This is a genomic window from Pseudoalteromonas sp. Ld20 (assembly GCF_045064175.1).
Lineage (GTDB): Bacteria > Pseudomonadota > Gammaproteobacteria > Enterobacterales > Alteromonadaceae > Pseudoalteromonas > Pseudoalteromonas neustonica.
The window spans coordinates 110,301-122,238 of the sequence record NZ_JBISHB010000040.1; the positions used below are offsets into that span (position 1 = coordinate 110,301).

Genomic DNA, 11,938 nt, shown 5'->3' on the forward strand with positions numbered 1-11,938 from the left:
TTTATTTATTTTAAGGCATATCTAGCAAAGTTTGGCTTTTTTCATCCAATTTAGTTTGATAATTTTCATGTGTTAAACCTAGTAGTTGCGGCAATGTCACCGCAATACAAATAGAGGATAACGTCCCTACTAATATCCCTGTAAATAGTGCAATTGCAAAACCTTCTAATGGCGCTCCCGCTAATAGCCATACGCTTGCAACTGTAGCCAGTGTCGTTCCTGAGGTGATCAAAGTACGCGTTAAGGTGCTTTTAATTGACTCGTTAATAACAGTATTAACACTGGTTTTTTGCATTTTTGTATCTAAGCGTAACAATTCACGTACCCTATCAGCCACAATAATTGAATCATTTAATGAATAACCAATAATGGCTAACAAGCTTGCTAATACCGTTAAATTAAAATCAAGTTGCAGCCATGCAAAAATACCCGCTACGACAATTACATCATGCATTAAGGCAACCACCGCGCCCAATGCTAAACGCCACTCAAACCGCAGTGCCAAATAAATCATGACCGCAACCATTGCACAGAACAACGCTAAAAGACCTTCATCAAATAACTCGTCACCAACTTGCGAGCCTAAATAAGACGATGACACAACCTGAACACCTAACGTATCGTCTTGCGTTAATGATTGTAGCCATGGCGTATTGCTTGCCTGCGCTGATTCTCTTAATTGAAAATGTTGGTTAGATTGCGCACTTAAAGTAAACTCATCGGGGTGGTAATGGCTTAGCTTCTGCGCCATTTGAGCTTCACTCATCGCTATTGATGTCGTAAATTCAGTTAAATAACCACCTGTAAAATCAAGACCAAAATTGAGCCCTTTTGTCGCAATACCCGTCACTGAAAAAATAATAAGTAAAATGCTAAAGACCAAACCCGATAAGCGTAAGGTGGTGCCCGTTTTTATTTTAGAGTAAGTTTTTTTCATGCCTGTGCTCCTGTTTTGCTCGTTAATTTAAGATACACAGCTTGGCTTAACGCCTTTGAAACATAAACACCTGTAAATACACTCGTGATCAGACCAAGCGCAAGCGTGATCGCAAAGCCTTTAATCGGCCCGTAACCAATGCTAAATAAAATAATTGCAGTGATCATGGTCGTAATATTGGCATCAAAAATAGTTGTAAATGCTTGCTGATAACCCTGCTCTATCGCTTGATATGGTGCACGCCCTTTACGACGCTCTTCTTTAATACGTTCAAAAATAATCACATTCGTATCTACAGCCATACCAATGGTCAGTACTAAACCCGCGATCCCAGGCAAGGTCAACACAACCCCTGGTAACAGTGACATTAAGCCAACCAAAGCTGTTAAATTAAGCACCAGTGCGACATTAGCCACCAGCCCTAAGCCACGATACCAAATAGCCATAAAAGCAAGTGTGATCCCCATTCCCAGCATCAGCGCAGCTAAACCATTCGTGATGTTTTCAGCGCCAAGACTTGGCCCAATCGTTTGTTCTTGCACAATTGTGACAGGCGCAGTTAATGAACCTGCACGTAGTAACAATGCTAAGTCTTGCGCTGCTTGTGGGCTTTGCATATTAGTAATACTGAATTGACGACTTAAATGCTGAGCAATATTTGCCACATTTATCACTTCGCTTTTTTTGACCACCTCACCCTGCGCATTTTTATAATATTCAGAATACACAGTGGCCATTGGCTTACCGATATTGCGTTTTGAAAACGCTGACATCGCCTCCCCACCTTGGTTATCTAAGCTCAATTGCACCAAAGGTTTTCCCCACTCATCTCGCCCAGAGTGAGCATTATTAATATGCTGGCCTGAAAAAATAACAATGGGATCTAAATTAATCGTCCCGCCATTTTGTAGGTTAAAGGTTTTACCGCCGATCTCTTTTAGCTGATAAAAATCAAGAGATGCCGTAGCGCCAATAATTCGCTTAGCTTCTGCAGGATCTTGCACACCAGGTAATTCAATCCTAATGCGTTGCTTGCCTTGGCGCTGTGTGAGTGCTTCGGTGATACCAAGCTCCTCAATGCGCCCTCTAAGCGTTGTTAATGTTTGACTCATAACCTCTTTATTAAAAGTGCTACTTCCTTGTTCACTAAAACTAAACGCCACTGTGGTCATACTTCCTTGTGTTTGCTTAGTTGCAACTAAGCGCTGAAAACGTTTTAGTACTTGCGCTTGTACGCCAATCAAGCTCTCTTTTGCACTGCGTAAAGCATGTAGCTCAAAACCTTGTTCGTTTTTTTGCACTCGAACACCCCGTGCTTTTTCATCACGAATAATGCTTTTTGTTTGCTCGTAAGCGCTATCTAGCTGCTCTTGTTGCGCTTTTACTAAATCCACATCCAAAACAAACAATACACCTCCGTTTAAATCTAGGCCTAACTTTATCGGTTCTAAACCAAGCTGTTGTAACCAAGCAGGGCTTGTTTGATGAGTTACTATTTTTACATCAAAATAAGGATATTCACTTTTCAATGCCCGCTGCGCTGCCGCACTTTTGGTAGGTACTTGCAGCAACACATTAATAGAGGATGAATCCGATTTTGACCCCAAGGTGGATTGATCAACCATAAAGTTATGCTGATTTAAAAAGTCGATGACTGATTTTTGTGAAGGTATATTCTTAATTAACTGCGACTGACTCTCAATAGAGATATTAAGCCATGACTTAGAGGGGTATAAATTTGGTAACGCACTAACAGCTAATAATAGTAGTGCAATGAACATTGCTACATAGCTAATTTTAAAACGCTGTAATAGCGGTTTCTTTAATGATTTTTTTAACATAATTCGTCCTTTAAACCGGCGCGCGCACCGATTTCACGCCATGCAGGCGCATTAATTTATTTGTTGTTCAAACCGAAAAATTATAAAGAAAAATTAAATATGGTAGGTACGCGTTGCACTATATTGTAAATTAGCGTCTTTCCAGCCGCTTATACGTGACTTTTTGCCTTCATAAACAATAAACCAAGGAGATATAATGGGTGGCTCAAGGGGGCGTAAATAAAGCTCACGCGCAAGACTTGGGGCAAAAAATTCAAATATAGTTTCATAGTTTGGTTCAACTTGACGTTGATATAAAAACAAAGATGAGTTATTTGCCGTTAAACGAGGCTGTAAAGCTTTAAAACCTAAATCTTCAGGCTGTTTTTTAACGCTATTTTTTACAAATGCAGATTTTGAAACAGATAGGTAGGAGTTTATAATACTATCTGGTGTATTATCTAACACAGACATCACGTTAACATTATTCTTTTGCACAACATCGTTATTACCGTCAACAGCATTTGCCTGCACACTAAATAGCGCAGCAAATAAAATTAAAGCAGTGATAAATAAGCGAAGTTGAGTCATTTTTTAATCTAAAGTAAGTTACCCCACTATTATTGGGTGTCTATTAGTAAAATTCAATAGCTCTATTTAACTTTCAAGGGAAAATCATGCGCGGTATGGGCAAACGTACGCAAACGAGTAAACATCCAGATGCAATGAACCTAAAACAAAGCATTCTTACATTGTGGCCATACCTTGTGGTATTTAAAGGCCGTGTAACACTTGCTGCATTAGCTTTGATTGCCGCAAAAGGTGCAACTTTACTTATGCCATGGGCGCTGAAAGAAATAATCGACAGCGTAGATGCTAACCTACAAGACATTATTCTAGTGCCAGTCGCATTACTATTACTGTACGGTGGGCTGCGCTTTGCAAGCGTATTTTTTGGTGAAGTACGCGATGCCTTGTTTGGCCGCGTCACTGAGCATGCCATGCGTCATATTGGTTTAAAAGTATTTAAGCACCTGCACTCATTAGAGCTGGCATTTCATCTTGATAGACAAACTGGCGGTATAAGCCGTGACATTGAACGCGGTACCAGCGGGTTGAGTTTCTTAATGCGATTTTTAATGTTTAATATTATACCTACGCTATTTGAAATTCTGATAGTCGCGGTTATTTTTGCTACTTTATTTTCGCCTTGGTTTGCGTTAGTCACCTTACTCGCAGTTGCACTTTACATCACTTTTACAGTGGTCGTTACACAATGGCGAAACCGCTTTATTCGTGAAGCTAATCAAGCAGATAACAACAGCAATACCCGTGCCATAGACAGCTTACTAAATTACGAAACGGTAAAATATTTTAATAACGAAGAATATGAAGCCTCAACATACGACACTTTTTTAGCACGTTGGGAACAAGCACGATTAAAAAATCGCTTATCGTTACTTGCGCTTAATTCTGGCCAAGCCTTGATCATTGCCGCAGCTATCACGGTACTCATGTGGCTAGGCGCGTTAGAGGTCGTCACTGGCACACTAACAATTGGTGAATTAGTGATGATCAACGCCTACATGATCCAACTATTTTTACCTCTGAACTTTTTAGGGTTTGTGTACAGAGAAATACGCCGCGCCCTCACTGATCTTGAAAACATGCTAGGGCTATTAACACGTAAACCAAGCATTAATGATGGTCCTGGAGCAGAACCTTTAACATTAACACAAGGCGCTATTCGCTTTGAAAATGTTAAGTTTCATTATGACAGCGATCGGCCAATTTTGAATGAGTTGAGTTTTAACGTGCCAGCAGGAAGTAAAGTCGCCGTTGTCGGTGCCAGTGGCGCAGGTAAAAGTACCCTTGCTCGCCTGCTCTATCGTTTTTATGAACTCAACAGCGGCGCAATCTATATTGATGAACAGCCCATCCATAAGGTAACACTGGCAAGCCTAAGACAAGCCATTGCTATTGTGCCCCAAGATACCGTGTTATTTAACACCACTATTGTAGAAAACATTGCATACGGTCGCCCAGATGCCAGCGCAGATGAAATAAACAAAGCAATTGATATGGCCCATTTAAGGGCGTTTATTAACAGCCTAGATAAAGGTGACCAAACGCTTGTAGGTGAACGTGGATTAAAGGTATCAGGCGGTGAAAAGCAGCGTATCGCAATCGCACGGGCTATTTTAAAAAAATCCCCTATTTTAATTTTTGACGAGGCAACATCTGCTTTAGATTCACACTCAGAGCAAGCCATACTCAGTGCAATGCGTGAAGTAGCCAGTGAACATACAAGTATTGTCATTGCTCATAGACTATCCACTATCACGGATGCTGACACCATAATCGTGCTCAAAGCAGGCCAAGTCATCGAGCAAGGCAAGCATGATGACTTACTCGCCCTGCAAGGTGAATATGCCCGCATGTGGGAATTACAGCAAAAACAATCAGACAATGCATAAAAGGCTGGTTATTTTATCGTGCGCAGAGGTGATTCGCCTCAAAAAAATTGTCTGGTTGTTAGTATTCCTTAACAATCAAAATAGAAACAAATTTACGTATTAATAAAGTTAACGTTCAGGGGAACAACACAATGAAGAAGAACCTAATAGCAGCGGCATTAGCTGCCACCTTTATTACAGGCTGCTCAACGCCTGAGACAACAAAACAAGAGCAACAAATAGTTGCTGCTACAACAAAAGCAGAGCTAGGTAGCTTTGGTGTTGATTTATCAGCGCGTAATGAAGCAATTAAACCTGGTGATGATTTTTTTATGTACGCCAGCGGTACATGGTACGACAACTACAGCATGCCTGCTGATAAAACTCGTTATGGTGCATTCTCTGCACTTGCTGATCGCAGTGAAGAACGCGTTAAAACAATCATCGAAGAAATCGCAGCACGCAAAGATTTAAATGCTGAAGAGAAATTAGTTGCTGATTTCTACAATGCATATATGGATACAGACACTCTGAACAAACTCGGCGTAACACCGATAAAACCACTATTAACAGAGATCAACGCTGTATCATCAACGAATGACCTGACTGAGCTATTTGGTAAATCGTGGCTTACTGGCGTAAAAGCTCCGTTAGGTGGCGGTATGTGGTTTAACCGTTTAGATCCTAACAAATATGAAATGTCTTTAGGTGCTGGCGGTTTAGGCCTACCGGATCGTTCGTTCTACCTTGAAGATTCAGAGCGCTTTGTTAAAACGCGCGCAGCGTATGTCGCACACATTGCTGACATGTTGAAATTTGCTGACGTAGACAACGCAACCTCTCGTGCTCAAGCAATTCTTGCGCTTGAAACTAAAATTGCACAAGGTCACTGGCCTCGCGAGAAACGTCGTAACCGCGATATTACATTAAACCAAATCGACCGCGCTGAACTTACTAAAGCGTACCCTGGTTTTAACTGGGATTTATATTTTGCACAAACTGGGTATAAAGTACCGCAGTTAAATGTATCTCAACCAGAGCCAATTAAAGCCATGATTGACTTGATCAATCAAGAAGACCTAGCAGTATGGAAAGATTATTTAACGTATCATGCCCTAAGTGGTAATGCTGATTTACTCTCTGAAGATATTTTTAATACTAACTTTGCATTTTACGGTAAAGAACTAAGCGGACAACAAGAGCCTCGCCCACGTTGGAAGCGTGCTATCAGCCAAATGTCGAGCACTAACTCGCTTGGATTTGCTATTGGTAAAGTCTATGTAGCACGTTATTTCCCTGAATCTTCAAAGCAACAAATGTCAGAGCTTGTTGAAAATTTACGCACGGCATTGGGTGAGCGCATTGATAACCTAGACTGGATGGGTGCACAAACCAAAGTTAATGCACGTGCAAAATTAGCCGCCTTCGTACCAAAAATTGGTTACCCTGACGTATGGCAATCGTTTGACGGCTTAAGCATTAGCGATAACGATTTGATTGGCAACATTAAAAACATGCGTGAGTTTTTTCAAGCCGAAAGTGTTGCAAAAGAACTTAAGAAAACAGACCGCAACCGTTGGGGCATGACACCACAACGTGTTAATGCTTATTACAACAGTTCATTTAATGAAATTGTATTCCCAGCAGCCATTTTACAACCACCATTTTTCGATCCAAATGCAGACGCCGCGGTAAACTACGGCGGTATTGGTGCCGTTATCGGCCATGAAATGGGCCATGGCTTTGATGACCAAGGTTCAAAATCTGATGAAAATGGTGTGCAACGTAACTGGTGGACAGACGCTGATCGCGCCGCTTTTGACGCTAAAGCAGACCAACTTGCCGCACAATACAGTCAATACGAACCTATTCCTGGAAACTTTGTAAACGGGCGAAATAGCTTAGGTGAAAACATTGGTGATGTGGGCGGTTTAGCCATGGCATATCACGCCTACAAACTTAGCCTAAACGGCAAAGAAGCGCCTATTATTGATGGTCTAACAGGTGATCAACGCTTCTTTCTTGCATGGGCACAAGTATGGAAAGAAAAACGCACCGAACAAAGTATGTTAAACCAACTACGTGGTGGCACACATGCACCAGGTCGCTTTAGAGCCCAAGCACCGCGTAACCACGACGCATGGTACAAAGCATTTAATGTACAACCAGGTGACGCTTTGTATTTACCTGAAGACCAACGTGTCCGCATTTGGTAATTAAAAGATCTTTATAATATAACCCGCAAGCGCGGGTTATATTTTTTTAGTCCCTTAATCAAACAACTTCCCCACCTCAAGCTATTTTAATTGCCACTGATTTCTGTATTTCCAAGCGACTAGGGTATAGAATACCGCACAACAAAATTTATACTTTCAAAAACATATTTAAGGCGAAACGCAGATGGGAAGAGCTTACCAAAACAAAAAAGATTCAATGGCTAAAACTGCGGGTGCTAAAACTAAAGTTTACTCAAAGTACGGTAAAGAAATTTATATTTGTGCTAAAAATGGCGGTACTGATCCTGATGGCAACTTATCACTACGTCGTTTAATTGAACGCGCTAAAAAAGATCAAGTACCTGCGCACGTTATTGACCGCGCAATCGATAAAGCCAAAGGCGGCGGCGGTGAAGATTACTCAGCAACACGTTACGAAGGCTATGGCCCGGGTAACTGTATGATTATTGTTGATTGCTTAACCGATAACAACAAACGTACTTTTGCTGACGTACGTGTATGCTTTACTAAAGCCAATGCTAAAATTGGCGCACAAAACTCGGTTTCTCATTTATTTGATCACCTTGCAATTTTTGTATTTGACGGTGATGACGACGAAGCCGTGCTTGAAGCGTTAATGATGGCAGACGTTGATGTTACTGACGTAGAAGTTGAAGCAGGTAAAGTGACTGTTTTTGCACCGCACACAGAATACAATAATACCCGCACTGCCCTAGAAGAAATGGGTATTACTGAATTTGACGAAGATTTAATCTCTTTTGTTCCACAAATTGAAGCGCCGATTGAAGGTGAGGATGTTGAAGTAATGGAGCGCTTTTTAGCTATGCTAGAAGATTGTGACGACGTACAAAACGTATATCACAACGCACAGTTTTAATTTTATTGAATAAAATGATTACTAAGGCCAACTAAATTGGCCTTTTTATTTTTTAATTACAAATGGATGTGCATTTTGAATACCCTAGAAGATCTTCGCGCTGGTAAATTAGCTGGTGCAACACGTCTACAACTAGTTGAAGAGTTAACCACATTTCCAGACGAAATTTTCACCCTTGCCGATACCCTCGAAGTACTCGATTTATCAAACAATAACTTAGCTGACTTACCTGATGAATTTGCTAGCCTCGTAAAACTAAAACGCGTGTTTTTATCATTTAATCAGTTTAAACATATTCCGGCAGTATTAGCTAAATGCCCTTCGCTTATTATGATTGCGTTTAAAGGCAATCAAATAGCTGAATTTGCAGAGCATAGTTTGCCAACCTCAACCCAGTGGTTAATATTAACTGACAACCATATTGAACAGTTACCTGAGTCTTTTGGCGAACTTACGCAGCTTCGTAAACTGGCTCTGGCAGGTAATCGACTAACAACCTTGCCATGCAGTATGCAACACTGCAAAAGCCTTGAGCTGGTGCGCTTATCAGCCAATAACTTAACCCATATTGATGACTGGTTATTTGAATTACCAAAACTCACATGGCTTGCATTTGCAGGTAACGACTTTAATAAAGCCCAAAGTTTACAGCAAGTATCACTCACTGAAGCTCAGCTTGAAGCGTTTTCTTTAGTTGAACAAATTGGTGAAGGCGCATCAGGCATAATTCATTTAGCTAAATGGCAAAACAATAATGTCGCGTTAAAGCTATTTAAAGGCGCGATCACGAGTGATGGCTACCCGCTTGACGAAGTTAGTTGCTGTTTACAAGCCGGCGAGCACAATAATCTTATAAACGTACTTGCTTATATCAATAACCCACTGCAACTTGGCTTGGTTATGGAGTTGATCAGTAAAGATTATCAAAATCTTGGTTTACCACCATCACTTGAAACCTGCACCCGCGATACTTTTACCAAAAACACTGACTTTAGTGCAAATGAAATTACCTTAATTGCACAGCAGATGATCCATACACTTGCCCATTTACATGCTAACAACATAAGTCATGGCGATGTATACGCGCATAATATTATGGTAAACGCAGACCATAACGTGCTTTTTGGCGATTTTGGTGCCGCAACAAATTTGACGACATTAACCGGCTATCAACGTAAGCAAATGCAGCTTATTGAAGTAAGAGCGATTGGCTGTTTGATAGATGATTTACTTAATGTATGCAATGAAGTAAGTGCAAGGGTCGATCACTTAGTGATAATTGCGCAGCAGTCTATGAATACAGATATTACAAAGCGATTAACACTTACAGCGCTTACTGAAAAACTATAACAATAATACACGGCTTACTTAACGTGTAAGCCGTGTATTATGTTCAAATATCTGGCTTTAGCTAAATCATGAATTATACCAATCAGAGCGAGAACGAGCCCTCACGAATTGTCTATCACAATAAACAATAAGTGAGCCTTCCATTTTAATACACTAGTTTAAAATATTTTGACTAAACCACCTCAAGATACAGGATTAAGCGTTATTGATTTTAATTCCAACGACGCTCTCACCTTGAGATTGCTGGGTATATACTTAACGCGATAAAAACTTCAACATAGCGCGATTCACATGTTCAGCCTGATCAACCGTTAAAAAGTGCCCCGCATTTTTTATTTGCTTGGTTTGTCCCTGCACCAGTATTTTCTTCGCCCGCTCAAGGCTATCATTGTTGTTCATCATATCATTATCACCGATTAAAACTAATGTCGGTAAAGTAATCTGTTGCAACTGCTGATCCGAAAATGGTCGTAGTTCGGTTATCAAAGCCGGAACAGGATCATCCTCAAGTGCTGCTACATATTGATCTAAATAAATTGGGTTAATCATATGTGGCCGGCTTGACACACTTTGTAAGCTCTCTTGCACTTCATTGCGATCTGGATTGATAGTAAAAAAAATGCTCGCCAGCAAGTCGCCACTTAATTCTATCCAACCAAAGGTTTGCGCAGGACTTAGTAGCACCAAGCGCTGAATACGCGACTTTTCCAGGGTAGATTCAGCTAGAGTAATGGCGACCGCTTGCCAACCACCACGAGATGCACCTACCAAATGCAAAGAACTCAACTGCAAACGGTCAAATAACTCTTGATACCAACTTACCACCTGCTCCATATCGCTAATATCTGCACTTGCACGTGACCCGCCAGAGCCGAGCAGATCATCAATTGCATAAACGCGATAGTGTTCTGCCAGCGCGGCAATATTAGGGTACCACATGGCTGAATTGGCGTGCATACCGTGCAACAGAACCAACGGCTCAGCATCAGCGGGACCTGCTACAATAACCCGAGCTTGACCAAGAGAAGTCGGTACACTCAACTCACGATAAGCGATTGGCCACAAGCTAAGCGCACGTTGATAAAGTTCAGCATTAGACAACTGACTGGCCGATTGTTGTTGTAACTTAACATTCTCAGCGTGACGATCTGGCAATAAATACGCCGCTTCAGCCGAGGTTACCTCAACTTTGTCATCAAACCAATCACAGCCCCCCAGAATGACCAGCACAGTCAATATTACTAATGCCCTTATCAGGCTAATCACCTGCATACTTATTGTCATTTTAACTCCTATGAATCATGTCTTATCTAACACAGAAATAGCTTGAATTAAACCTTTGAAATTTATCATGGTTAATAATTTTCTGTAACTGTGTGAACTGTTTTACTATGGTTAAGATAAGCACAATAATTATCATCATGGACTAAGAGGTGATGTCAATTTTCCACCACTTTGGCCTGTGTGACTTATACGAATGTGCATGTGGTTTAAGCCCAGCCCTATTATTCGAATAAACAAATTAGACAGCCACTCTAATTGAAGCAACAAAGCTATTCCACTAAATTTACTTTTTAGGTTATGAATTTACCTTTTATTACTGGGCTACTTTCATTTCGTTATTAGTACTCTTAAGCCTAAATTACGCGCATGGAAAGACTGTATAGTTGCAGTTTTAACTTTTTATTGAGGACTTGGTTTGTTAAATTGCATTTACTTCTGTTCTTTTAAACTTTGCATATAAGAAATTAAGTAATTCAATCACAAAAATACACACCATAATTTTTGTGCCTAATTGAAATGCATGAACTACACCCCAGCCACACCAATCATTGTTATATAGAGCCGATTGATACTTCGCAAATGGGAAGTACATGCTTGTTGAAGTTATAAGTAGCGGTACCCAAATTTTATTCTTGTTTGTTATCGCACGTAAAATTATCGCTAGAATGAGTAAGCCCACCATTAGATAAGTTTGATCTAAAGATTGAGACTTTATCAATTCGTAATCTTCCTTACTTGTGCCGCCAAAACAAGCATGGGCACTTGGTACAAAGAGCAGTAGGAATGATAGATATTTCAATTTGGCCTCATTTGCAATTTAACGAGCCTGTAGAATAACTCGTTTTAAATTTATTTTTATTGATGCATCAACCATAGCTGAGTTCCTATTTTGGTTCAATCAAAACAAATTAGACAGCCACTCTAATTGAGCCAACATCACTATTCCACTAAATTTACTTTTAGGTTATGAATTTACT

9 protein-coding genes are annotated in these 11,938 nt (G+C 40.5%); 4 read left to right on the forward strand and 5 right to left on the reverse strand.

Going from position 1 to position 11,938, the window contains the following annotated elements; genetic code table 11:
• Positions 1-10: 10 nt before the first annotated feature.
• From secF to ACJJVX_RS15485, 3 genes are all read right to left on the reverse strand, one after another.
• Positions 11-937 carry a protein translocase subunit SecF gene (gene secF / locus ACJJVX_RS15475; RefSeq protein WP_405632263.1) on the reverse strand — a complete coding sequence of 309 codons (927 nt, stop codon included), beginning with the start codon at positions 935-937 and terminating at the stop codon, positions 11-13.
• The gene (secD, locus tag ACJJVX_RS15480) at positions 934-2,778 is read right to left on the reverse strand and encodes a protein translocase subunit SecD (RefSeq protein ID WP_405632265.1); all 1,845 of its coding nucleotides are present in this window, start codon (positions 2,776-2,778) and stop codon (positions 934-936) included. Before secD ends, secF begins: the two co-directional genes overlap by 4 nt.
• Positions 2,779-2,871: 93 nt before the next feature.
• The gene (locus tag ACJJVX_RS15485) at positions 2,872-3,348 is read right to left on the reverse strand and encodes a hypothetical protein (RefSeq protein WP_405632268.1); all 477 of its coding nucleotides are present in this window, start codon (positions 3,346-3,348) and stop codon (positions 2,872-2,874) included.
• Between the two features lie 134 nt (positions 3,349-3,482).
• On the opposite strand from ACJJVX_RS15485, the gene ACJJVX_RS15490 reads away from it, so the two are divergent.
• The 4 genes from ACJJVX_RS15490 (at position 3,483) to ACJJVX_RS15505 (ending at position 9,677) form a co-directional block, all read left to right on the forward strand.
• Positions 3,483-5,234, forward strand: a complete 1,752-nt coding sequence (locus tag ACJJVX_RS15490; protein WP_054453517.1) for an ABC transporter ATP-binding protein/permease — start codon at positions 3,483-3,485, stop codon at positions 5,232-5,234.
• Positions 5,235-5,365: 131 nt separating this feature from the next.
• Complete coding sequence (locus ACJJVX_RS15495; protein WP_064435492.1) at positions 5,366-7,429, forward strand: M13 family metallopeptidase; 2,064 nt, start codon at positions 5,366-5,368, stop codon at positions 7,427-7,429.
• Positions 7,430-7,613: 184 nt separating this feature from the next.
• The gene (locus tag ACJJVX_RS15500) at positions 7,614-8,327 is read left to right on the forward strand and encodes a YebC/PmpR family DNA-binding transcriptional regulator (protein ID WP_054203503.1); all 714 of its coding nucleotides are present in this window, start codon (positions 7,614-7,616) and stop codon (positions 8,325-8,327) included.
• Between the two features lie 75 nt (positions 8,328-8,402).
• Positions 8,403-9,677: a leucine-rich repeat-containing protein kinase family protein gene (locus tag ACJJVX_RS15505; protein ID WP_405632272.1), complete on the forward strand. Its 1,275-nt coding sequence runs from the start codon at positions 8,403-8,405 to the stop codon at positions 9,675-9,677.
• A gap of 255 nt (positions 9,678-9,932) precedes the next feature.
• Here the strand turns inward: ACJJVX_RS15505 and ACJJVX_RS15510 are convergent, their stop codons facing one another.
• Positions 9,933-10,961 (reverse strand): alpha/beta fold hydrolase, encoded by a 1,029-nt coding sequence (locus tag ACJJVX_RS15510; protein WP_405632275.1) that lies wholly within the window; start codon positions 10,959-10,961, stop codon positions 9,933-9,935.
• A gap of 418 nt (positions 10,962-11,379) precedes the next feature.
• Entirely contained in the window at positions 11,380-11,760 is a 381-nt protein-coding gene (locus ACJJVX_RS15515) for a hypothetical protein (protein ID WP_054203499.1), read from the reverse strand.
• Positions 11,761-11,938: the final 178 nt, after the last annotated feature.